At 61.5% G+C, this 24,184-nt stretch carries 18 protein-coding genes and 1 pseudogene; 2 read left to right on the top strand and 17 right to left on the bottom strand.

Features of this window, described 5'->3' with window-relative positions; genetic code table 11:
• Positions 1 to 205: 205 nt before the first annotated feature.
• The 4 genes from NCR39_RS20960 to NCR39_RS20975 all read right to left on the bottom strand — a co-directional run bounded on the left by NCR39_RS20960 (position 206) and on the right by NCR39_RS20975 (position 3,117).
• Positions 206 to 487 carry a DUF4148 domain-containing protein gene (locus NCR39_RS20960; RefSeq protein WP_250454005.1) on the bottom strand — a complete coding sequence of 94 codons (282 nt, stop codon included), beginning with the start codon at positions 485 to 487 and terminating at the stop codon, positions 206 to 208.
• A gap of 67 nt (positions 488 to 554) precedes the next feature.
• A complete protein-coding gene (locus NCR39_RS20965) occupies positions 555 to 845 on the bottom strand; it encodes a DUF4148 domain-containing protein (RefSeq protein WP_284507295.1) in 291 nt (96 codons plus the stop codon).
• Between the two features lie 176 nt (positions 846 to 1,021).
• Entirely contained in the window at positions 1,022 to 2,440 is a 1,419-nt protein-coding gene (locus tag NCR39_RS20970) for a heavy metal sensor histidine kinase (RefSeq protein WP_250454365.1), read from the bottom strand.
• Positions 2,440 to 3,117, bottom strand: a complete 678-nt coding sequence (locus tag NCR39_RS20975) for a heavy metal response regulator transcription factor (RefSeq protein WP_250454366.1) — start codon at positions 3,115 to 3,117, stop codon at positions 2,440 to 2,442. Before NCR39_RS20975 ends, NCR39_RS20970 begins: the two co-directional genes overlap by 1 nt.
• Positions 3,118 to 4,041: 924 nt before the next feature.
• On the opposite strand from NCR39_RS20975, the gene NCR39_RS20980 reads away from it, so the two are divergent.
• Together NCR39_RS20980 and NCR39_RS29675 are read left to right on the top strand one after the other, a co-directional pair.
• A complete protein-coding gene (locus NCR39_RS20980; protein ID WP_250454006.1) occupies positions 4,042 to 5,736 on the top strand; it encodes a porin in 1,695 nt (564 codons plus the stop codon).
• Between the two features lie 577 nt (positions 5,737 to 6,313).
• Positions 6,314 to 6,454: pseudogene (locus NCR39_RS29675) on the top strand (histidine kinase dimerization/phospho-acceptor domain-containing protein); the annotation flags it as partial.
• A gap of 207 nt (positions 6,455 to 6,661) precedes the next feature.
• On the opposite strand, the gene NCR39_RS20985 reads toward NCR39_RS29675, so the two are convergent.
• The 13 genes from NCR39_RS20985 to NCR39_RS21045 form a co-directional block, all read right to left on the bottom strand.
• Positions 6,662 to 7,681 carry a 2-dehydropantoate 2-reductase gene (locus NCR39_RS20985; protein WP_250454007.1) on the bottom strand — a complete coding sequence of 340 codons (1,020 nt, stop codon included), beginning with the start codon at positions 7,679 to 7,681 and terminating at the stop codon, positions 6,662 to 6,664.
• 101 nt (positions 7,682 to 7,782) lie between these two features.
• The gene (locus NCR39_RS20990) at positions 7,783 to 9,180 is read right to left on the bottom strand and encodes an NAD(P)(+) transhydrogenase (Re/Si-specific) subunit beta (protein ID WP_250454008.1); all 1,398 of its coding nucleotides are present in this window, start codon (positions 9,178 to 9,180) and stop codon (positions 7,783 to 7,785) included.
• A 10-nt stretch (positions 9,181 to 9,190) separates the two neighbouring features.
• Entirely contained in the window at positions 9,191 to 10,756 is a 1,566-nt protein-coding gene (locus NCR39_RS20995; protein ID WP_250454009.1) for a Re/Si-specific NAD(P)(+) transhydrogenase subunit alpha, read from the bottom strand.
• A 65-nt stretch (positions 10,757 to 10,821) separates the two neighbouring features.
• Positions 10,822 to 11,631, bottom strand: a complete 810-nt coding sequence (locus NCR39_RS21000; protein WP_250454010.1) for a fumarylacetoacetate hydrolase family protein — start codon at positions 11,629 to 11,631, stop codon at positions 10,822 to 10,824.
• 274 nt (positions 11,632 to 11,905) lie between these two features.
• Positions 11,906 to 12,337 carry a PAS domain-containing protein gene (locus tag NCR39_RS21005; protein ID WP_250454011.1) on the bottom strand — a complete coding sequence of 144 codons (432 nt, stop codon included), beginning with the start codon at positions 12,335 to 12,337 and terminating at the stop codon, positions 11,906 to 11,908.
• 163 nt (positions 12,338 to 12,500) lie between these two features.
• Positions 12,501 to 13,754 carry a formyl-CoA transferase gene (gene frc, locus NCR39_RS21010; protein WP_250454012.1) on the bottom strand — a complete coding sequence of 418 codons (1,254 nt, stop codon included), beginning with the start codon at positions 13,752 to 13,754 and terminating at the stop codon, positions 12,501 to 12,503.
• Positions 13,755 to 13,782: 28 nt separating this feature from the next.
• Positions 13,783 to 15,525 carry an oxalyl-CoA decarboxylase gene (gene oxc / locus NCR39_RS21015; protein ID WP_250454013.1) on the bottom strand — a complete coding sequence of 581 codons (1,743 nt, stop codon included), beginning with the start codon at positions 15,523 to 15,525 and terminating at the stop codon, positions 13,783 to 13,785.
• Between the two features lie 227 nt (positions 15,526 to 15,752).
• A complete protein-coding gene (locus tag NCR39_RS21020; RefSeq protein WP_250454367.1) occupies positions 15,753 to 16,484 on the bottom strand; it encodes a GntR family transcriptional regulator in 732 nt (243 codons plus the stop codon).
• Between the two features lie 621 nt (positions 16,485 to 17,105).
• Positions 17,106 to 18,458 (bottom strand): oxalate/formate MFS antiporter, encoded by a 1,353-nt coding sequence (gene oxlT / locus NCR39_RS21025; protein WP_250454368.1) that lies wholly within the window; start codon positions 18,456 to 18,458, stop codon positions 17,106 to 17,108.
• 719 nt (positions 18,459 to 19,177) lie between these two features.
• Complete coding sequence (locus NCR39_RS21030) at positions 19,178 to 20,566, bottom strand: MFS transporter (RefSeq protein WP_250454014.1); 1,389 nt, start codon at positions 20,564 to 20,566, stop codon at positions 19,178 to 19,180.
• A 102-nt stretch (positions 20,567 to 20,668) separates the two neighbouring features.
• On the bottom strand, positions 20,669 to 21,661 hold the full coding sequence (locus tag NCR39_RS21035) for an ABC transporter substrate-binding protein (protein WP_250454015.1): 993 nt from the start codon (positions 21,659 to 21,661) through the stop codon (positions 20,669 to 20,671).
• Between the two features lie 26 nt (positions 21,662 to 21,687).
• The gene (locus tag NCR39_RS21040) at positions 21,688 to 22,857 is read right to left on the bottom strand and encodes a Gfo/Idh/MocA family protein (protein ID WP_250454016.1); all 1,170 of its coding nucleotides are present in this window, start codon (positions 22,855 to 22,857) and stop codon (positions 21,688 to 21,690) included.
• Complete coding sequence (locus NCR39_RS21045; protein ID WP_250454017.1) at positions 22,857 to 24,182, bottom strand: Rieske 2Fe-2S domain-containing protein; 1,326 nt, start codon at positions 24,180 to 24,182, stop codon at positions 22,857 to 22,859. The genes NCR39_RS21040 and NCR39_RS21045 overlap by 1 nt, the downstream gene beginning before the upstream one ends.
• Positions 24,183 to 24,184 lie beyond the last annotated feature (2 nt).

Here is a 24,184-nt window from a genome sequence, read left to right on the forward strand (position 1 = left end):
TGGATGATCAATAACGAACGCTTAAGCGACACTTGGCGGCGATCGGAATTCTGCGGAGCGAGACCGACATCAAGCTGCATCGCTTCTGCTTTGCGTGCGCGACTTTCGAACCGGTTCTCATGGCCACGCCGGATTGGATAGAAACAGACACAGGGCGCGTTCGTCGCCGCACTGCTCGACCCTGCATCCGACTCATCGCCTTGAATCATTCCGAGCCGTGACCGTCCGTGACGCCGCCATAGCCCGAGTTCGTCGGCGAGGCGGTGACGTGCGCGTCGTGTTGCGCGGCGTACGTCGCGTGGTTGCGGGCTACCGTCCGTGCGTTCGGCGGGTAGTGAACACCATTCGACGGCAACAAGCCCTGAGCCTGCGCCTGCACCAGTTGTTGCTCCACTTGTGCGCGAGTCAGTTCACGTGTTTGCGCAGATGCCTGAAAGGTCACGCCGAGCGACACCGACGCGAGCATGAGACATACGATCTTTTTCATGAGTATCACCTGTGATTAATGGTTGATTTCTGCAAGGCAGACGGCAATGGGCACGAATGGGACCGCTTCAATGTGCGGTATGCACTCGTGCAGGTAACCCACCGCTCGCCTGCTCACCGGTTGATGCGCCGCCATAGCCAGGCTCGGGTTCCCTCATTGCAGCCACCTTTGCTTCTACGGACGCGAGTGCTTGCGGATAGTCCGACTCGTGAGTGCTCGGCCTGTATCCGGCTGCTTCGAGTTGCTGCAAATCCCCACGTACCTGCGCACGCGTCACATCGCCGGTCGTGCTTTGAGCGAAACTACTCATCGGCAATAACGCTGCCACTGCAAGCAGAGCGAATACGCGTCTTTTCATGCTTGTCTCCCGCTAGGCCAAAGGAAGGGCTCTGCGGGTTTGCAGGTTGCCTTCCAACGTCGCGCGCATGGCAACGACGTTGGAATGATTGTGCGATTCACAGGCTGTTCAGAAACTGACCGCCTGATTACGATTTTGAAATCAGAACCGTAATGACGAGCCTCGCGTACCGATGCTCAGGGCGCGTCGTCGAGCCGGGGAAAAGAGAGGATGAAGCGCGTGCTGAGTGCATCGCTCTCCGCGTGCGCGAAGCCCTGATGCAACGCCATGATGCTGCGGACGATGGCCAGTCCCAGCCCGGCGGACCCGACAGAATGGCCCGAGACCACGCGCGAGGGATCGACACGATAGAAGCGGTCGAAGATGCGTTCGAGCAACGATGCATCGATGCGCGAGCCTTCATTCTCGACGCAGACGCGGACGAAAGCCGCATCGGCATGAACGGACAGCGTGATGAGACCATCGCGCGGAGTATGTCGCACTGCATTCGCAAGCAGGTTACTGACCGCGCGTCTGAATAGCTCGACGTCGGCCCGCAGGCGGCCATCTCCCGTGACGACGATGCGCACGCCAGCATCGTCGGCCAATCCCTCGAAGTATTCGGCGATTCGATGCAGTTGTTCACTCACGTCGAAGACACGCATGTTCTTCGCGAACTGCGGATGCCCGGCACGCGCGAGAAACAGCACGTTCTCGATCATGCGCGAAAGACGATCGCATTCTTCGAGATTGGACGCCAGCAACGCTTGATATTCCTCGGGCGAGCGTCCCCGCGCCAACGCGACTTCCGTGGCGCCACGCATGTTGGCGAGCGGCGTTCTCATGTCATGCGCAAGGTCGGCCGTGTATTGCGACAGTCGCTGGAAACTTTCCTCCAGCCCGGCAAGCATCGCGTTGAACGCTGCGATGAGCGGTTCCAGCTCCGTCGGCACGCGGTCCATGGCGATCCGCGTATTGAGATTCGCCGACGTGACCGTGGCCGCGCTGTTCGCTATCTCCGAGAGAGGACGAAGCGCGCGCCGCACGAGAAAGAAGCCGATGCCGAATGCAAGCAGGACGCCGACTACGCCCGCCAGGTGCAGTCTGTCCCGATAGCGATCCAACAATCGCCACCTATCCCGCATGTTGCGCGTGATGACGATGCTCGCAACGGTTCCGTTTTTCAGCCGAGCCTCGACCTCAAGGACACGCACCGGCTGCTTGTCCACGGTGACCGCGGCGATGATCGCGTGATCGCTTATCTGTTCCGTGCTCGGAACGGCGCGCCCGGTTACCTTCGAAGACGTAGCCGACGCATCCACGTTGTGTTGCACCAGCACGTTGCCCGAAGCGTCGGCAATTCTCAGCGAAAGCGCCTCGTTGCCCAAGACCTGGTTTTCCAGGCGCTCGTCGTGACGACGAACGTCCGCATAGTCCGAGAGTTCTTCGGTCAGGCGCCGCGTGTGACGCGCGGCAAGCACGATGTCCAGATCGTCCTGCACGCGAACCTGTGTTTCCAGCGCGAGATACACGAAGCTGCCGACGATGCCGAACACCGCGAGCGTCGTGGCCGCAAAGGCCAGAGCGAGGGTGGTGGTGAGCGATCGGGTGCGGATCATTCCTGATCCGGCGGATCGATCACATAACCCACGCCGCGTACCGTCTGGATAAGTTTTACGGGAAACTCGTCGTCGATCTTCGCGCGCAACCGCCGTATCGCCACCTCGACGACGTTTGTGTCGCTGTCGAAATTCATGTCCCACACATAGGAGGCGATCTGCGTGCGGCTCAATACTTCTCCCTGCCGGCGCGCCAGCAGTTGAAGCAACGCGAACTCGCGGGGCGTCAAGTCGATGCGCTTACCCGCGCGCCTGACCTTGCGGCGCGTCACGTCGATTTCGAGGTCGGCGACTGAAATCAGATCCGTTTCTCTCACTGCGCCACGTCTGGCCAGTGAGCGCACACGCGCAAGCAGTTCGACGAATGCGAACGGCTTGACGAGATAATCGTCGCCGCCGAGTTCGAACCCGCGTACGCGGTCATCGACGTCATCCCGGGCCGTGAGAAAGAGCACAGGCGTCGACTTCGACTCACGAAGATTTCTAATGACGGTCCAACCATCCATCGTCGGCAACATGACGTCGAGAACGATGACGTCATAATGTTCTGCCGTGGCGAGGATCAGGCCTTCGGCTCCATCTGCGACGACGTCGACCGCGAAGCCGGCCTCCTCTAGGCCCTTCTTGATGTACACACCGGCCTTCTGCTCGTCCTCAATGATCAATACCCGCATACCGCGCCTCAAACCGATCGTCAGCACAATTTTCCGATTCTACGCAGATTTCGTAAGGCACATCATTACGGTTTTGACATCTAGCCGAGCGCGACTGTGGAAAGGCGCTGCGAGCTGTTTCCGTAAATGGACAGACGCGCCGGCGGCGTCCCGCGGCAGGTCGAACAGGTTCTGAAGCACGTCGACATTCGAGACGTCCTGGTTAAGGCGTTAATATCTCTGCGCCATAGCTTTCGCCTCCTCGGAAGCGAGCCACGCCCGAATTAAAAGGGCTCCTTAAGCATTTCCTAAGGGATTATGGTGACTGATTTTCGAGTTCGCGAATTCTGGTCGAGGCATTAACGTGAGCCTCGGACGCCATAGCTTCGCCTTCTCGAAAATTTCCCTGCTCAATTAAAATCGGGCCCTTAAGCATTTCCTAAGATTTTCATAACCTGGTTTTAGAAGTCGCACACAGCATCGTCGAAATTGCTCACTGTCCTGGTTGAATACCTTATGCGGCAGCGCTAACGCAACGAACCAGAAACTCTCTCCAAAGGAAGTTTGCATGTAATTTACATGCAAACTTCCCAGTCCGAATGTCGAGTCTTCGTCAAAAAGTACGACACCCCAAGCGATGGGCGCAACGCCTTATCCTGCGAGGGTTTTCGTGCGCTCTCGGTGACTGCGCGGTAGTTGTGAATTGATATTGTTAGCGTAGCGAATGACAAACGCAAAGAACGAGGAAAGCAAGTGGAAAGGTGTTTGGCGTTTTGATGATCGTTACCATAAAAAATTATTAATATTCTTTCACGTATCTTGTCCCTAGAGTTTCCCGGCGGATTAGTAACAAGCATTCGAATAGGACTACTAATCCGTTCATCTCGTGCAAATCTCTTTTGCACGCAATTCCAAAAAATCGAAGAGAATGTTTGGAGACAACATATGAAACTGTCAGCCCGCCTATGGCTGGGTGAGTGCCTCCTTTTGCTTGCAGGTATGGGAGCCGGAGGTATCGGCTCCGCATATGCACAGGCGCTGCCCGACTCTCGTAGTCAGGAGATTCAAGAACTTCGGCAACAACTTGTCACCTTGAGCAAGCGGCTGGATCAATTGACATCAAGTCAGCCTGGTCCGGCGCCGGGCAAAACCCCATCGCCTGTGCAACATGCGGAAGCAGCGGCTCCCGCCACGCGGGCGGCGACCGCGTATGCGGAAGCGCCTGCCGCGGCATCGTCCACGGCCGCCGAGGCGAGCAGCCCGAGCTGGAGCAGCGGCATGCCTTCGCGTGTCAGAGAATTTCTCACTGCGATCGGCAATATCGAGTTCTACGGCGATCTCAACCTTTCTGTCGACTATGCGAGCAAGGGACTGAAAAGCAGCTATGTGCGCCCGGACGGCACCGTCGTCTCTCCATCAGGCAACATGGGATGGCAGCCGGACATCTCCTCGAACCTCTCGTATCTCGGTGTGCGCGGGAACCACAAGTTCGGGTCCGCGCCTTTGGCGTTCGTGTTCCAGTTGGAAACACAGATAGATGTATCTGCGACGGCGGGCACGGCTAATTCGAACTCCGCGCAGGATTCGACGGTGAAGGGTGCGTTGACGTCGAGAAACAGCTTCATCGGGTTGGCAGCTCCAGCGTGGGGCGCATTGAAGATCGGCAAGACCGACGCGCCATACAAGACGTCGACACAGCGTATGAATCCGTTCTCCGGCACACCGGGCGACTACGCGGCGATCATGGGCAATACGGGCGGCGACAATCGAGTGGAATTCGGCACGCGCCTTGATCATGCGCTCTGGTATGAGTCGCCCAGTTTCAGCGGCTTGACGTTCAATGCGCTCGTCTCCCCCGGGCAGAACCGAGGGTTCGAAAACTCGACGCAGGCTTCGGGTGAATCCGACTGTACCGGAGGCAACATACCCGGCAGCGGCGGCGGACCTGTCGCCTGCAACGACGGCAGCTACGGAACCGCGTACAGCGCCAACGTCGCGTTCACGCGCGGTCCGCTCTACATGACGGCGGCCTACGAACTGCACCGCGGCGTGAACCGGTCCGGCGACGTCACCAACACGCCTGCCGCAGCGGCTTCCGCGGACGGCACCGATCCGTCCGACGTTGGCAACGAATGGGCTGCCAAGATCGGTGCCCAATACACGTTTCCGACGGGTACCACGATCAGCGGGATCTATGAATGGCTCCGCCGGAAGATCCCGTCGTACCTCGAGTCGCAGAACGAGCGCAGCCGTAATGGCTTCTGGATCTCCCTGACGCAGGTCATCACGCCGAAGGACATCGCAAGCCTCGGCTGGGCGCATGCGGGCGGCACGCCAGGGGACCCCGGTCAGCACAATACGGCGCCTGCCGACCCTAACGCGATCGGAATTGCAAATCCGCCGAATGCCGCCAACATGTTCTCATTGCTGTACCGACACGTGGTCGACAAGAACCTGTCCATCTATGCAAACTACGCATTGTTGATCAACCAGGCAAATGCTCACTATGCATTGGGCGCGGGTGGCAGAAGCGTCACGTATGACTGCCACGACGGCAGTTCCATTTCGGCAGGCGCCCCGTTGTGCTACGCGGGCGGCCGCCCGATGGCAGTTTCTGTCGGGCTCGACTACAAGTTCTGAGGGTTGTGCAGGTTCGATACGAAAGACCGCCTCAGCTGTGCGACAGAACTGCCTTCAGCCTCGAAAGTTAGATGGACTTAAGGCTCGCATAAGCTTGCACGGTCATAGTTCGCCTTCTCTCAGGTTCCTGGCTCACTATTACGGCCCTCGGAATGTCAGGGACTCTTCCGACCGACGCGCAACGTCGGTTTTTTTTGGGGTGCGCCCGGCAGGGCGCACTTACTTGGAGGTCAGCGTTCGCTACACACCGGGCAAGGGGAACCGTCGCGGCGCCTTGGCGAAGGTGGCTGTGCGCTCGGCCACACGCTCACCGAGGCCATAATCGCTTGGGTGCATGGCTATGGTGCTGTGGGTCCGTCGGCGCGCGCGGGCGCTTGCTCTCAGCTTAGGCTTGGATCGGCGTGGAGAAAGCGTGACTTGCGTCGTCCCGCGCGAGTGCTCGGAGATCTTTTTTGGCTTCCGGGTTCGCCTACCGCCAAGGCGAGTACCGATGGACACTCGCGCGTGCGGCGCCCGTAAAAAAACGACACCGGTGAAGTCGTCAAGTGGGTCGGCGCCAAGGCCGATATTCACGGAAATGGTTCTCGCCGAGCAGGAGCTTCGCGACGCGCACCGGCGCAGGGACGAATTCCTGGCGATGCTTGCGCATGAACTTCGCAATCCGCTTGTCCGGATCGGCGCCGGTGCGGAGATGCTTCTAAGGGCGGGCTCCGACGGCGAACGCATTCTTCAGGTAAGCGAGATGATCCGCCCGTTAGCGGCCAGCCCGCGGAAAGGGATTCACCTGACCGTCAGGAAAAGCCGCGCCTTATCTGCACCAGATCCCTCGCAGACCATGCCCGACAGGCGCCACGAGAACCACGCACTGACAGGTTCGACCGTGACTCCGACCGACGGATCATTGCGTGGTTCTCAAACAGCAGCGCTATGCGGCCGTCTCCACCACAGGCGCAGGTGTCGCCGCCAGTCGATGCGATTGCTCCGCAATCTGCCCACGCAGTTTGATGAGTGCGAGCACCGTATCGATCGTCGGTGTCGCCTGCCCGACGAGTCGCCCCATTTCCTGGACGACCGTGAGCAGGGGATCGATCTCCATCGGCCGGTTGGCTTCGAGATCCTGAAGCATGGACGTCTTATGCGCGCCGACGGCCCCCGCGCCGTCGATACGCCTTTCGACATCGACACGAAAATGCACGCCGAAGCGATCGGCAATGGCTTTGGCCTCCAGCATCATCGCCTTGGACACGGCGCGCGTAGCCGGGTTGCCCGTAATGACATCGAGCGTTGCATGAGTCAATGCGCTGATCGGATTGAAGCAGAGATTCCCCCAGAGCTTCAGCCAGATTTCATCACGGATTTGTTCGCGGATCGGCGCGTCCAGACCCGCCGCGCTCATGATTTCATGCAGCTTTTGAGTGCGGTCCGTGCGCTCGCCATTGGGTTCGCCGATCGGAAATTTCTTTCCATATACATGGCGGACGACACCCGGCGCGACCACCTCGGCAGCCGGGTACACGACGCAGCCGATCGAACGCTCAGGCCCGAGCACGCTCCATTGCGTTGCTCCGGGATCGACGCTATGGAGCGTGGTGCCTTCCAGTTCTCCTCCATGCTTGTAGAAGTACCAGTACGGAATCCCGTTCACCGCCGTCACGATTGCCGTGTCCGGTCCGAGCAGAGTCCGTATCTGATCGACGACACCCGGCACCGAATGCGCTTTCAACGCGACAATCACGTAGTCCTGCTGACCCAGCTCACGCGGGTCCGAGGCGCATCGGACCTTGACGACGCGTTCCTCGCCATCGATTTGCAACCGTACGCCATGCTTCTGCATCGCGGCGAGGTGTGGACCACGCGCGACGAAGCTCACGTCGGCGCCAGCAGACGCCAGTTGCGCGCCGAGATATGCACCGATCGCACCGGCGCCATAGACACAGATCTTCATCGTTACTCCCTGTCCCACGTCAAGAATGCCGAGGGCCGAAAACTCCGCTTCGTCCCGGCCCTCGCAGCCACGGCTTTCCTATGTTCGATGCGCGACGGCGCTCACGCGCTGAGCTGACTGAGCAGCGCATCGACACTGCCCTTCGCATCGCCGAACAGCATCCGCGTGTTCTCCTTGTAGAAGAGCGGGTTATCGACACCCGCATAGCCCGCCGCCATGCTTCGCTTGGACACGACCACCGTGCGCGCCTTCCACACTTCCAGCACGGGCATGCCGGCGATAGGACTGCCCGGATCCTCCAGTGCGCCCGGATTCACGATGTCGTTCGCGCCGATCACGAGCACGACATCCGTATTGGAAAAGTCGTTGTTGATTTCATCCATCTCGAGCACGATGTCATAGGGCACCTTCGCCTCGGCCAGCAGCACGTTCATATGCCCCGGCAAGCGCCCCGCCACCGGATGAATGCCGAAGCGAACGTTCACGCCCTGGCTGCGCAGCTTCTTCGTGATCTCGCTGATGGTCGCCTGAGCCTGCGCGACCGCCATGCCGTAGCCCGGCACGATGACGACTTCCGACGCATCGCGCAGCAGCGAGCCGACTTCATCGACGGTGACGGGCGCGACTTCGCCCTCGATCGTCTTCGCCGCGGACGACGACGCCGTGCCGAACCCGCCCAGTATCACGGAGAGAAATTTGCGGTTCATCGCGCGGCACATGATGTAGCTCAGAATAGCGCCGCTGGAACCGACCAGCGCGCCGGTCACGATCAGCAGATCGTTGCTGAGCATGAAGCCGGTCGCGGCGGCGGCCCAGCCCGAATAGCTGTTGAGCATCGACACGACCACCGGCATGTCCGCGCCGCCGATCGCCATCACCAGATGCACGCCGATCAGCGCGGCGATCGCGGTCATCGTGAGCAGCGTGCTGATGCCGACATCCGCATCGGGCGCGGTGACGAACACATAGCCGAGCGCAACGCACGCGAACACGCCGACGAGATTCAGCGCGTGCCGCATCGGCAGCAACAGGGGCTTGCCTCCCACGGTGCCCTGCAGTTTCAGGAACGCTGCGATGGACCCCGTGAACGTGACCGCGCCGATGAACACGCCGAGATAGATCTCGACATCGTGGACCGATCGCGCCACGTCGCCAGGCTCCGCCCCCGCGGAAGGCGACAGATAGCTCGCAATGGCGACCAGCACCGCCGCCAGGCCCACGAAGCTGTGCAGCGCCGCGACGAGCTGCGGCATCTGGGTCATCTCGACGCGTCGTGCGAGCATCGCGCCGCCCGCTACGCCGATCGTCATCAGCACGGCGACGACCGGCAGCGCGGACCCGCCGTTGAGCCACAGCGTCGTGACGATTGCGATAGCCATGCCGACGACGCCATAGAGATTGCCGCGCGGCGCCGTCGATGGATGGCTGAGCCCGCGCAGGCTCAGGATGAACAACACGCTCGCCGCAAGATAGGCGATGCTTCCGATTCCGTTTTGCATGTCGATCTCCTTAGCGCTGGAACATGCTCAACATGCGTTGAGTGACGAGAAATCCGCCTGCGATATTGATCGTCGCGATCAGTATCGCGATGCCCGCGAGAATCCCGACCAGGTTATTGGGCGTGCCGACCTGCAACAGCGCGCCCGTCACGATGATCCCGCTCACCGCGTTCGTCACGCTCATGAGCGGCGTGTGCAAGGCCGGCGTCACGTTCCACACGACCTGATAGCCGACGAAGATCGCGAGCACGAAAACCGTGAAGTGCGCGACGAACGCAGGCGGCGCGACAGCGCCCAGCGCGAGGAGCAATGCAGCGGCAACCACGAGGCCCGCGACGCCGATCCATCCCGCGCGGCGCTTCTGCTCGACCGTCACCGCGATCGTGGCCGCGGGCTTCGCGGGGGCGGCAGCGGCAGCGGCAGGCGCAGGCTCGGGCTTTTTCGGCAGCGGCCATCTCAACTGGCCGCGCAGAATCACTGCTACGCCGCCGATCACCTCGTCATCGCTGTTGACCACGATCTCGCCGTTCTTCTGCGGCGTCAGATCGGTCAGAAGGTGCCGCACATTCGTGCCGTACAACTGGCTCGATTGCGTCGCCATGCGCGACGGAAGATCCGTGTAGCCGATGATCGTGACGCCTTCCACGCACGCCGCCTCGTTCGGCTGCGTCAGTTCGCAGTTGCCGCCCTGCTCCGCCGCCATGTCGACGATCACGCTGCCCTGACGCATGCTGCGCACCATGTCGGCGGTGATCAGTTTCGGCGCCGGCTTACCCGGAATCAGCGCGGTCGTCACGATGATGTCGACGTCCTTCGCCTGCGCGGCGAACAGCGCCTTTTCCGCGGCGATGAATTCCGGGCTCATCTCTTTCGCGTAGCCGCCGCTGCCGCTGCCGTTTTCGACATAGTCGAGTTCGAGAAACTCCGCGCCCATGCTCTCGACCTGCTGCCGCACTTCGGGCCGCGTATCGAAGGCGCGGACGATCGCGCCGAGACTGCGCGCCGCGCCGATCGCGGCCAGTCCGGCCACGCCGGCGCCGATCACCATCACCTTCGCCGGAGCGATCTTGCCGGCCGCCGTGATCTGTCCCATGAAGCCGCGGCCGAACCGGTGCGCGGCTTCGATGACCGCGCGATAACCCGCCATGTTGGCCATCGAACTGAGTGCATCGAGCTTTTGCGCGCGCGAGATGCGCGGCACGCAGTCCATCGCGAGCACGGTCACGTTGCGCGCGGCGAGTTGCGTCAAGAGCGCCGCATTCTGCGCCGGCCAGACAAAGCTGATCAGCGTCGATCCCTCGCGCAGCCACTCGATTTCATCGCCCACGGGTGCGATGGAAGGCGCACGCACTTTCACGACGATATCCGCCCCCGCATAGAGCGACGGCGCGTTCTCCGCGATCCGCGCGCCCGCGGCGCGATAGGCTTCGTCGGGGAATGCGGCGTGTTCGCCCGCGCCGGTCTCGACGGTTACCTCGAAACCGAGCTTGAGCAAGTGTCCGACGACTTCCGGCGTCAACGCGACGCGACGTTCCCCGGGATAGCGCTCCCGTGGCACTGCAATCATCATTGGCATGACTGTGTTCCCAATCGACAGTTTGAATTCTTGAGGGGCGTGCGGCGGAACGCGCCCGGGAAGCGTTATCGTGCTTCAGCCGTCGCGAATACTTCGGACACGTGGTTCGTCAATTTGCCGATGCCGTCGATCGAGACCTCGACCGTCGCCCCGTCGCGCATCGAACCCACGCCCAGCGAAGTGCCGCACGCGATGACGTCGCCTGGCAGCAAGGTCATATCGCGAGAAATGAGGCTCACCTGTTCCAGCGGCGAGAACGCCATGTCGGCAAGCGGGTAGTTCTGTCGTTCGACGCCGTCGAGCGTGGTCACGACATGTTTGTCTTTCCAGTCGAACGCGGTCGCGATCGCCGGACCGATGCAGCCGAACGTGTCATAGCCTTTCGCGCGGCACCATTGCGCAAAGTTCGGATCTTCGAACAGGTTATCGGCGGCCGTGACGTCGTTCACGCATGTGTAGCCGAATATGTAATCGGCGGCTTCTTCGACGCTCACATGACTGCATCGCTTTCCGATCACGATTCCGAGTTCGCCTTCGTAGACGATCTTGCCGCCGTATGCGGCGGGACGCTGGATCGTGTCGCCCGGTCCCGCGAGCGACGTAGAAGGCTTGATCAGATACAGCGCATGGCTCGGCAGCGCCTTGCCGAGCTTCGCGGAGAGTGCATGAAAGTTGTTCCATAGCGCGACGATCCGGCCCGGTGCGCACGGGCTCGTCAGCGAAATCCTGTCGAGATCGAACGTCCGGCCTGTCGGACGCGGCGAGGCGAACATGTCGCCTTCGTATTCGATGACGCTGGCGTCGTCGAGTAAGCCAAAACCGGTGCGGCGCTCATCGTCGGCCGTCGTGTGCGTATAGCGGATCCACAAGCTCATCACTTTTTTCCCGATGTCTCAAAACCTTCCGCGCCGATGCGTCGAGATGGTCCGGACGCACGCAGCCGCCTGCGCCTCGCGTCAGCATGAAGCTGGCGCAAGGTACGAATGATGGTCAATTCCTGGTCGGTCAGCCACGAATGCGGGCATCGAGTCAAGCGGCCGGCGGGATGGGTGGCCGCTCTCTCCTTGCGGCCGCGTCCGTGCGCGTTGTGGTGCGCAGACGCGGGCCGCCGTCTCCTTGTTGCTTGTCGTTTTGTACTTCGCTGAAATTTCAGGCGGAGACTTTCGTCTCCAGCTCGGCAATGCGCTTGCGCAGCGCGCGCTCCTCCTGGAACCGCGCCGTTTCATCGCGGATGATCGCGACGATGCCGCTCAATTCTCCTTGCGGCGAACGCAACAACGCGACGGTAAATGCGATCGACATCGCGCGTCCGGCCTTATCGACGGCCGGCACCTTGAGCAGATCGTGCCCGTAGCGCGTTTCGCCCGTCGCCATCGTTTTGTTATAGCCGTCCCAATGACGGCCGCGCAGGCGTTCCGGAATGATCAGATCCAGCGACTGACCCAATGCTTCGCGCTGGGTAAAGCCGAACATGCGCTCTGCCGCCGGATTCCACAGGGTGATCGCTCCGCTCGCATCCGAAATGATCACGGCGTCGCCAATTGCATTGACGAGCTGCTCGTAGTCGATGGTGGGGGTCATGGTGTTATCCGGATCGTGGGAAGTCGATCGAAGCTCACGCTCGAATCGATCCGTCGTTTTAGAAGGGCCGCCACCGTTCTTCCACCATCGCTTTTCGCACCGATGCAGCGAAAGGAAGACGGAAGAAGGCGGCGATCACCGTTTTTCTGCCACTACAAACGCGTCAGACGGCGCGCGCTTCCTGCATGCTTGCAACCTGCTCCTTGCTATAGCCGAGTTCGAGCAGCACTTCCTCGGTGTGCTCGCCCAGAAGCGGCGAGCCCGTGATTTCCGGCTTCAGCTCCGAGAACTTGATCGGGCTGCCGACCGTGAGGTATTTGCCACGCACCTTATGATCCACTTCGACGATGGAACCGCTCGCGCGCAACGATTCGTCGTTCGCGAGTTCCTTCATCGTGAGCACCGGCGCGCACGGAATATCGAACTTGCGCAGGATATCGACAGCTTCGAACTTGGTCTTGTCCGCAAGCCATGCCTCGATCGTGTTGAAGATATCGAAGATGTGCGGCTGGCGCGCTTCGGCCGTCATGTAGTTCGGATCTTCAATCCATTCCGGCTTGCCGATGGCGCGGCAAATCGGCGCCCACGCGTGACCCTGAATCGTGAAGTAGATATATGCGTTCGGATCGGTTTCCCAGCCCTTGCACTTGAGCACCCAGCCGGGCTGTCCGCCGCCGCCCGCGTTGCCGCCACGCGGCACGACATCGCTGAACGTGCCGTGCGGATATTGCGGATATTCCTCGAGATAGCCGACGCGCTCCAGGCGCTGCTGATCGCGCAACTTGACGCGGCAGAGATTGAGCACGCTGTCCTGCATCGACACGGCGACTTTCTGGCCCCGGCCCGTTTGCTGCCGGCCGATGATCGCCGTGAGAATGCCGATGGCGAGATGCATGCCGGTGTTGCTGTCGCCGAGCGCGGCGGCGCTGATGGTCGGCGGGCCGTCCCAGAAGCCCGTCGTCGATGCCGCGCCACCCGCGCACTGCGCGACGTTCTCGTAGACTTTGAGGTCGTCGTAGTGGTGACCGTCGCTGAACCCCTTGACGGACGCCACGATCATCTTCGGGTTCAGTTCCCTGATGTTCTCCCACGAAAAGCCCATGCGGTCCAGCGCGCCCGGTCCGAAGTTCTCGACCAGCACGTCCGATTCCTTGATGAGCTTGGTCAGCACCTCCTTGCCTTCCGGCTTCTTCGTATCGAGCGTCAGCGATCGCTTGTTGCTGTTGAGCATCGTGAAGTACAGCGCATCGGCGTCCGGAATGTCGCGGAGCTGGTTACGCGTCACGTCGCCCGAACCGGGACGCTCGACCTTGATCACGTCGGCGCCGAACCATGCCAGCATCTGCGTACATGCGGGACCGGCTTGCACGTGCGTGAAATCGATGATCTTGATGCCTTTGAGTGGTTTGTCGCTCAATTGAGTTCTCCTTGATGATTAGTCTTGGTTACTTTTTCATCGCCGCGCTTTGCGGATTCAGGTTCGTCAGGCGACCGCTCTCCGTGCCGGCCGCTTCGTCGATCACTGCGTTGATGAGCGTCGGTTTGCCCGACTTGATCGCTTCTTCGAGTGCATGCGTGAGTTCTTCCGGCGTGGTCGCGTTGAAGCCGATCCCACCGAACGCCTCGATCATCTTGTCGTAGCGCGCGTTCTTCACGAACACGGTCGGTGCAACGTCCTTGCCGCCGGTCGGGTTCACATCGGTGCCGCGATACACGCCGTTGTTGTTGAATACGATGGTGCAGACCGGCAAGTCATATCGGCAGATGGTTTCGAGTTCCATGCCGCTGAAGCCGAAAGCGCTGTCGCCTTCGATCGCGACCACCTGCTTGCCACTCGTCACCGCCGCGCCGATCGCGAAGCCCATGCCGATGCCCATGATTCCCCAGGTGCCCGAATCGAAACGCTTGCGCGGCTCGTACATGTCGATGATGCTGCGTGCATAGTCGAGCGTGTTGGCGCCTTCGTTGACGACGTTGATGTCGGGGCGCGTCTTCAGCACGTCGCGGATGGCGCGTAACGCGCTGTGGAAATTCATCGGCGACGGATTCTTCGCGAGCGTCGCCGCCATCTTTTCGAGGTTCTTGTTCTTCCGCTCGTTGATCGCACCCGTCCACTCGCTCGACGGCTTCGGGAAGCCCGCGTCGATGCCAGAGACAAGCGCCGACACGCACGAACCGATGTCACCGATCACCGGCGCGGCGATCGCGACGTTGCTGTCGATCTCGGTCGGCGAGATGTCGATCTGCACGAACTGCTTGGGCGCCGCGCCCCAGGTCTTGCCCTTGCCGTGCGAAAGCAGCCAGTTGAGACGCGCGCCGATCAGCACGACGCAATCCGCCTCCTGCAACACAAACGAACGCGCCGCCGACGCCGATTGCGCATGCGTGTCAGGCAGCAAACCCTTCGCCATGGACATCGGCAGATACGGAATACCGCTCTTCTCGACCAGTTCGCGAATCTGCGCGTCGGCCTGCGCGTAGGCCGCGCCCTTGCCGAGCAGAATCAGCGGACGCTTCGCGCTCTTGATGACGTCGAGCGCGCGCTTCACCGAATCCGGTGACGGCAACTGACGCGGCGCGGCGTCGACGACCTTCACGAGCGATTCCTGGCCTTTGAGCGCCTCGATCGTCTGCGCGAGCAGCTTGGCGGGCAGATCGAGATAGACGCCGCCCGGACGGCCCGACACGGCCGCGCGGATTGCACGCGCAACACCGATGCCGATATCTTCCGCATTCAGCACGCGGTAAGCGGCCTTCGCATACGGCTTCGCCGCGTTCAACTGGTCCATCTCTTCATAATCGCCTTGCTGCAAATCCACGATCTCGCGCTCGCTCGATCCGCTGATGAGGATCATCGGGAAGCAATTCGTCGTTGCGTTGGCGAGTGCCGTCAGTCCGTTCAGGAAGCCCGGCGCCGACACGGTCAGGCAGATGCCGGGCTTCTGCGTCATGTAGCCGGCGATCGCGGCCGCATTGCCCGCATGCTGCTCATGGCGAAAGCCGATGAAGCGCATGCCTTCTGCCTGCGCGAGTCTGGCGAGGTCGGTGATGGGAATTCCGACAAGGCCGAAGATCGTGTCGATGTCGTTCAGCTTCAGCGCATCGATGACGAGATGGAAACCGTCAGTCATTTGCGGCGCCTTCACTTCAGCGGCTTCCTGTGTTGTTGCCTCGAGTACGTCTGCCATTTGTCTCCTCCTGAAGGCCGTTTATGCTGGTGATATACTAGATATCAGATACAGCATTTGTCAAAGCTTTAATTTCGATTCGGGGTAGGGGTGAACCAGTAGATCGGAACAGCAGCGACGCAGCGTGTGAAACCATTCCTCACCCACACCGGGTCGACATGAAAACGCTGGGGTATCGGGCTGCGGATATCCGTCACGCGGCCTTCGCGATCGCCTGCGAACCGTTGTCAATCAAGGTGGTCGCAATGGGCTTCGACAAAGGCGGCCAGGTCGAGTGAATGCTCCTTCACGAGCCGCTCGGCCAGTTCCGAATCTCGTCTTTCGAGCGCCTCGATAATCCGCATGTGATCGAGAATCGAACGCGACACGCGGTCGCTTTGTGGGAGCGCCACCTTTCGGATGGCGCGCACGTGCACGAAGATGTTCTTGATGGTGTCGAAGATGACTTGCGACTTCGACAATCGCACGATGGCCGAATGAAACGCGATGTTCGCTTCCGAGTACTCGTCGATATTCTCGGCAGGCGTCGAATCCCGGAAGTCGTCGAACATGCGGCGAAGCTGGGCAATTTCCTCATCGGTGGCGCGCTGAACCGCGAGTTGCGCCGCTGCGCTCTCGAGCGCGGCCCACATGTGAATCATCTCGACGATCTCGCGCTTGGTCTTGCGCAGGATATAAACACCGCGGCGCGAGCCGGTGCGCAGAAAACCTTCCTGCTGAAGCAGCGCCATGGCTTCGCGGATCGGCGTGCGCGATACGCCGAGCGCTTCCGTCAGCTCTTTCTCGTCGAGACGAATTTCATCTCGTGAATGGTAGATATCCGCCTTGGCGATCAACTGATGCAGTTTCACGTAAGCCTGATCGCGAAGTGAAACAGCCGCGCTGATGGGTTCGAGCGAGAGCGTCAATCCGCCGGCAGATATCTCGGCCCCTCCCGGTGTTCGAGTTTCAGATGGCATCGCTTGCTGATTCCTATTTGCGGTGCCGCGATGTGCGTGCACCGACCGATTGTTGGATCGCCTATCGACCGCATCACCGCGCAATGGAGACGTCTGCCGCTTCCCTACGCCGTTGGACAACGCGTGCGCGAGACGTTTGCGTGAACGCGGCCGACACTTCGGCTGAACCCTCTTCTGATATACAAGATACTACATTTTGAATGTAGTCGGATTAGGGAAAACGCCGTGAACGCGCTTATGCGAAGAGATGAATAGATTCCGAGAGGCGCCCGGACGGGCACTTGCCACGCGGGATCGCCTCGGCGCGTGACCGGCAGCGCTTACTGCTGCGGAATGAGCGAAGCGTCGGTGAGAATTGAAGAGAGCCGCATTGCGGTGCCATCAGGCTCGTGTACCGGACCGGCAGCGCAATAGGCGCGACGGCGCCCGAAACCGGCAAGCGCGGACGTGCGCGTGGTGCCGTGAGCCAGGCTGCATCCGCGGACTCATCTTCGAGCGCGGTGATCTCTCGGGCACGCCGGGCTATGCGGACCGCGCGATGGGAAATCGGCGTCCGCACGCATGAAACTTCGAACCCATGTCAGCTGATACAGCCATTACGTCTGCGCGTGCCGGACGTCTTCATCGAGCTGACGACTTGCTGGGCGCATCCGTCCAGCTTGCCTGCAAAGACAAGTCGAGAGACGGCTGGGACGCAGTCTGCGTGACCGTGTTCGCTATCCAGCGTCGACGCATAGGCGCGAGTACGAACTTCGCGCACACGCCCGCCGCGATCGATGTGATCGCGGTAGCGATGAAAACGGCGTTCCACGATCCGAGCGACGCCAGCACCGACGCGAGTGGCACCAGCATCGAAGCGGTCCCCTTGGCTGTGTACAGCGTGCCTGCGTTGGCGGCCGCGTACTTACTGCCGAAGGTGTCGGCGCAGGTCGCCGGGAAGATCGAGAAAATCTCGCCCCAGCACAGGAACGTCAGCGCCGCGAACAGCATGAACAGGTAGGGATTCTGCCCGAACTGCATCAAGCCCAGCAGCGCGACCCCTTCGCTCAGAAAGATGATGAACATGGTGTTCTCGCGGCCGATCTTGTCGGAGATGAAACCGCACAGCGGACGCGTGAAGCCGTTGCACAGGTTATCGATGGACAGCGTCATCGTCAGCAGCGGCAAGGTCGCGCCGAAAAGACTGACCGGCAAGCTTGCGAAGCCGTATTCCTTGGCGATCGGCCCGAACTGCGCAGTGGCAATGACGCCGCCCGCCGCGACCGCGACGAACATCAGATACAGCACCCAGAAGATGGGCGCTCGCACCATCTGTCCGGTCGTATAGTCGATCATGGTCGCGACGACGCGTTTGGCCGGCACGATGTTCGCAGGCGCATGGGGCCGCACGAGAAACAGCGCCAGGATAAAGATGATGGCGCCCTGCAAAGCGCCGAAGAACGTGAACGCGCTCTCATAGCCGGAGTTCTGAATCATGTTGGAGATCGGGATCACGGTCATGGCTGCGCCCGCTCCGAAGCCAGCCGCCGTCAGACCGGCCGCGAGACCACGCTTGTCCGGAAACCACTTCAGTGCAGTGCCGACGCACGTGCCATAGACGCAACCCGCACCGATTCCTGTGACCACGGCGGCGACGTACAAATGAATGAGCGTCGTGGCATGGGCGTCGATGATCCAGCCGATCGCTGCGCAGATCGCGCCGCCCATCACCACCGGGCGCGGTCCGAATTTATCGACGAGCCAGCCCTCGACAGGCACGAGCCACGTCTCCGTGACGATGAAGATCGTGAAGGCGGTTTGAATCGCCGCCTGCCCCCAATGGTGCTTTGCATCCATGGGCATGACGAACAACGTCCACGCGTACTGGAAATTGGCGACAAGCCCCATGCAGATGATACCGATCGCCAACTGCGCCCACCTGTTTTGATGACGCCCGCGCCACTGCCCGGCCGCTGTCGTATCTGCGCTCACCATGTCTGTCTCCGTTATGTGTCGTTGCGCTCGTTCGGCGCTTGATGTAATTCGCAAAAACCGATGCGTTGCGTCGCTCGCAAGGCAGTTGCCGCGCATGCCTATAGGCATCACGGATAGCGGAAGGATCGGACCATCGTGCGCGAGAAAGAATATTGGGAAAAGTTATAAAAAGTTACGGTTTGGATTCACTATCGTGAATGGACGAGTCGGCTTCGCGAGGGGAACGCGCGTGGAATTGCCAATCAGCACAGGCCGATCGGGCCATGTCCGACGTTGACAGCCTCATTGTGTAGGACCGGGATACCCGCGGCCACGGCATTGCCTGCCGTGGTCGTCAAAGCCACAGCCACATCGGCGCATTGCGCGCAGCTTATGCGGGCGGACAAGTGGCATGCGGGGGCGGCATCGGCGTGCTGGATTCGGCGAACGTGATCGACCAGCCGTTCGACACGACCAGCTACACCGAACGATTCATCCAGGACACGCAGGCCCGCACCATTGGCGATGTCGCGGTGAACGCCTCCGCGGCTTCGCGGTGCAAGCCACCGATGTCGCGCTCAACGGTTTGTACGGCATGGTCTCGGCTGCACGAGTGCCGGTGAATCTGCTGGAGCACGTGGAAGGGCTGAACGGTCCCGGCTCGCTGATGTACGACATGGGTCCGGGCGGCAGGAGGGCCGAGCGGTCACCGGTAAATGGGGCATGCCGTTCCGCCCGTTTCAACGCGCCGGCGATCCGATTGCAGCTTCCTCTTCTTCCCGGTTGGCATAGGCGTGTCGAGAACGATAACGCGCCAGCGCGTGAACGCTGACTGCTGCGACGACAAGTGGCGCAGCGACGATGCCGAAGATGACCTTCGGCCCCCAGTGCGCGGCCAGCATCGCGCCGCCGGTCATCGATCCAACGATCGAGCCTACACGGCCCATGCCGAGCGTCCAGGCGACGCCGGTCGCACGTCCCGCCGTGGCGTAGTAGCCTGCCGAAAGAATGTTCGTGCCGGTCATCGTGCCGCCGGTGCCCACGCCGGTGATGAAGAGCGCCAGCAATGCCAGAGCGGGCATGCCGGAAAGATAGCCGAACGATGCGAGGCTGATCGCGGCACAGACGAACGCGCCGCACAGCACGTACTGCGGATTCATGCGATCCATCAGCACGCCAAGCAGAATCGCGCCGAGGCTGTTGCCGGTGAGATAGAGCGCCGTCATCAGCGATGCGTTCCGGAACGACAGCCCGCTCTGCTGAATCAGGATCGGCAGCCAGTTGCCGAGGAAATAGATGACGAAGAGCGTCATGAACGCCGTCGTCCAAAGCAACAGGGTGCCGCCGCCGACGCCCGGCCCCAGTAACTGGCTGATCGGCTGGCCCTGCACCCGCCTCTCTTCGCACATGATCACCACATCACCGAAACCGGCGTCGGGTGCGATCTTTTGCAGGATCGAGCGCGCCTGCCTTTCCCTTCCACCGCGCGCCACGAGGTATCGCGCCGATTCGGGGAGCCAGGGCGCCAGTACGGCAATGACGAGCAGCGGCAGGACACCGCCCAGGACAAGCATCGATTGCCAGCCGAAAGCGCCGATCATCCGCGACGCGACCAGTCCTCCAAGTGCGCCGCCCACGGCGATTCCACATCCGATGGGCGCGACGAGTGTCGAACGCAGGCGGTCGGGGCAATACTCCGCCGCCAGCGTGTACGCGTTCGGCATGGCGCCACCCAGTCCGAGACCGGTCAGGAAACGCAACGCGATGAGCATGCCGATCGAATTCGCCCAGGCCGACATCAGACTGAAGAGCGCGAAAACCGCAATCGATGCAAGCAGCGTCGGCTTGCGTCCGAAGCGGTCGGCAACGGGACCGAAGATAAACGATCCGAGCGCCAGCCCGAAGAGACCTGCCCCGAACATCGGTGCGAGCTGCGCGGGCGCGGCCCCGAAGTGCGCCGTTAGCGCCGGCGCAATGTAGCCGACCACCACGGTGTCGTAGCCGTCGAGTACGAGAATCAGAAAGCAAAGCACGAACGTGACGACCTGGAACCGCGATAACCCGCGCTGGTTGATCACGTCCTGCAGGACCACGCTGCGCGTTTCATCTGCTGGATGTCGTGCCTGCATGATGTCTCCCGTTGCCGCTTGCGGCTCGTTTAGTCGGCGGCGTCTCGTTCCTGGAGTCGGTCATGCGCCGGATCACGCCGGAGCGGACGCCGCGGGGCACGCTCAGATCTTGAAGCTCTCCAGCGTAGCCGGATGAAACAATTCCTCCGGCTGCAGCAGCCGGCTCGACAGCCCTTCTTCGTGATGGCGCTTCAGAAAGCGCGACAGCACATGCCGGTTCGGCTCGAAGCCGTATGGCCAGAAGTCGTGTCCCATCAGCCGGCGTGCATTGCGCAATTGCTCCTCGACGAAAGGTAGCGTGACCTTGGTCGCGGACGTATCGCTCAGCTTCGTGAGCGCGATCGCCTTGCTCTTTTCGAAGGCTTTCGCCACCGCGCCCGGCAGCCACGGGTGCTGCTCCGCAAGCGTACGCCGCACGCCCAGCAGATGCATGATCGGAAAGAGCTTCGTGCGTGAGTACCAGTCGGCGGCGGCTTTCTGCGGATCGTCGAAGAGATACTTCACATTCGGATGGCCGTCCGTGAAACACGACGGCGCGCGAGGCCCGATGAGCGCATCGATTTCGCCGGACGCGAGCATGCCGGAGATCGTCTGATTCTCGGGCGCGTTTTCGAGCCGAACATCGCCGGGCAGCTTGAGACTGATCTTCTCGAGACGGCCGGCTTCCTCATAACCCCCGCGAATCCAGGTGACGTCCGACGCCTTCAGTCCGTGATCCTCTTCGAGGAACAAACGCGCCCACACGTTGGCCGTCAACTGATATTCGGGCACGCCGATGCGTTTGCCCTTCAGATCGGCCGGCGTCTCGATGCCGCGATCGCTGCGCACATAGATCGACGTATGGCGAAACGCACGCGACGGAAATATCGGAACGCCGATATACGGGCTCGTTCCCGCTGCGGTCTTCACGCTGTAGCTGGAGAGCGAAAGTTCGCAGATGTCGTAATCCGCATGGCGGAAGGCGCGAAAGAAAATTTCTTCCGGTTCCTGAAGCATGAAGACGGGATCGACCCCGTCGATCTGCACTTCGCCGTCGACCAACGGCCGCATGCGATCGTAGTTGCCCACTGCAATAGAAAGATTCAGCTTCGCCATAGTCAACGTTTCCTGGAATGGGTTGTTTAGCCGCCAATGAGCACATCGCGCGATTCGGCGTTCGAACGAAGCATCGCGAGACATATCTCTAGCGTCCCGCGCGCCCACTCGCCGTCGTGCAGTGGCGCGATGCCGCCGTGCACGGCGCCGATCAATTCGTCGATCACTTCCGCGCGAGGCACGCTCGGCGCGTCGAGTTCGATGCACTCGCGCCGTTCGTCCCCGTACACGACTATCTGATGCGGCAAGGGCCGCAAATCGCCGCGCTCGCACGACACGATGAGAGGGCCGAAGTGCTGATGCCGGCGCGCATCGGCCATTGGCGATACGGGCGTATAGGCGTTTCCGCCGTAAGTCCCGGCTGCCTTGAGACGCGCTTCGTCATCGGACGACGTCGCCTGCGACAGCTTTCGGCGCGCGACGCCGTATTCGTCGGCATTGCGCCGCTGTCCCATTTCGCCGATCCATCCGGTCCACTCGTCCGAGTCGAAATGCGCATAGCCGTTGTAGCAAAGCGTGGCGAATGCGCCGTTCTCGAACCACAACGTCGCGGTGTACGCGCCTTCGGTCGGACGCTTTGCATCCCACCTGCCGACGGCCGCGCGAATGCGCGTCGCACGGCTGCCCGCGAGCATGCGCACGATATCGACCTGATGCGCCGCCTGGCTGAACACCGCGCCGCCGCCCTCTTCGGTGTTCAGTTCCTCGGGGCGGCGCGGCCGGTACAGGTAGTCGGTGTAGTTGAGCGCGTGAATCATCCGGACTGCGCCGAATGCGCCTGACGCAATCAGTTCACGCGTACGCAGATAAGGCGTATCGAAGCTGTGGCAATGGCCGACGATCAGATGCACGTTCGCCACGCGGCATGCATCGATCATGTCGTCGCATTCGGCGAGCGACAGCGCCATCGGCTTTTCGACGAGCACATGCTTGCCGTGCGCCGCCGCAACGCGCGTATGGACCGCATGGAACTGGTGCGGACTCGCGATATAGATGGCATCGATGTCAGGGCGGCGGGCGAGCGCGTCGATGTCGTCGAAGGACGGCGCATCGAAATCGGCCTCGAACTGCGCACGCGCCGTCGCGCGTGGATCGCAGGCAGCGACAAGCTGCACTCGCGTGTCCGCGAGAAAAGTCGGCAGCATCAGCGAAAAAGCGCGGCCGAGTCCCACGATGCCCAGGCGGATCTTTTGCATCAGACCTGAACCTGATAGTTCGATTCAAGTTCAGGCGAGGCTTGCCCAGCCGCCTCGACCCACACCGGCCGCGCGGGGTACTGCTTCCAGTCGGTGTCTTTCGGCACCATCGCCTGAAAGGAGCACACGCTGCGCGGGATCACCTTGTCGCCCGTGCCGATGGCCGCTTCGCCCGCCTGGAACGCCTTCAGCGCATCGAGCATGCGGCGCCGAAATTCGACCACGGCGACATCGCTCGCGCCGAGCCGCTCTTCAGTGCGATCCGCGATCGGGCCCATCGTCAGCCACATCGCGATGTCCTGATTCGGGAAGCCCTTGATGCCGGTGAAGTTACCCGCCTTCATCGCTTCACGATCCTGCCAGAAACGATTGTCGTGATTGCGCAGCGGCCGATAGAAAGCGTCGAGATCGATGCCGACCTGCTGCCCGAGAAACTTGCGCCATGTTTCCGTCTCAGGCGTCTTGTCCGGATGGCCCCACGCCATGAAATAGAACGCGGTGCTGGTGTCGTCGCACGGCACATTGATATTGGCGACGTTGTACAGATTGTTCGGCGGAATCAACGCGGTAGCGGGCGCGACGAACACCGTCGAGCGTACGTAATCGTGCGTGGCGGCGTTCTGGATCGGCCGTCGCAATGCGGCGTAGCGAAAGCCGTATTCGGTCCGATGCACCTGCAAACGCGGCGCCTTGTCCGTCGACGGACGCAGCCAGTTCTTCGAAGTCGCTTCCGCGCCGCCGACGCGCGCCGGCACGAAGTCCGACGAATGCAGGCTCGAACTGTGCGCAGAGTCGATGGCGCCTTCGAGAATCTGCGCCCAGTTGCACGGAAGAATCGCTTTCGCGATGGAGACGCGGGAGTCTTCGGCCGGCGCCCACGCGGGCGGCACGAACGCCGGAATCGCGTCCTGCGGGCCCATGTACGCCCACACGAAGCCACCCCATTCCTTCGTTTCATACGCCTTGTGCTTGACCTTCTTCGTCATGTCGCTGGACGAAGGCTCGGACACCATCTCGATCACGTTGCCCTTCACGTCCATCTTCCAGCCGTGATAGAGGCAGCGCAGGCCGCAATCCTCGTTGCGCCCGTACACGAGCGAGACACGCCGATGCGGACAGTACTCGTCCATCACGCCGACGTTGCCATCGGTATCGCGGAACACGACGAGGTCTTCCCCGAACACGCGCGCCTTCACGGGCGCTCCGTCCGGCTCGCTGACTTCCTCGATGAGGCAGACGGGCGTCCAGTGGCGGCGCATCAGCTGGCCCATCGGTGCATTGCCTTCTACACGGCACAGCAATTCGTTTTCGTCATGTGTGAGCATTT

It is taken from the genome of Caballeronia sp. ATUFL_M2_KS44 (assembly GCF_023630965.1).
Taxonomy (GTDB): Bacteria; Pseudomonadota; Gammaproteobacteria; order Burkholderiales; family Burkholderiaceae; genus Caballeronia; species Caballeronia concitans.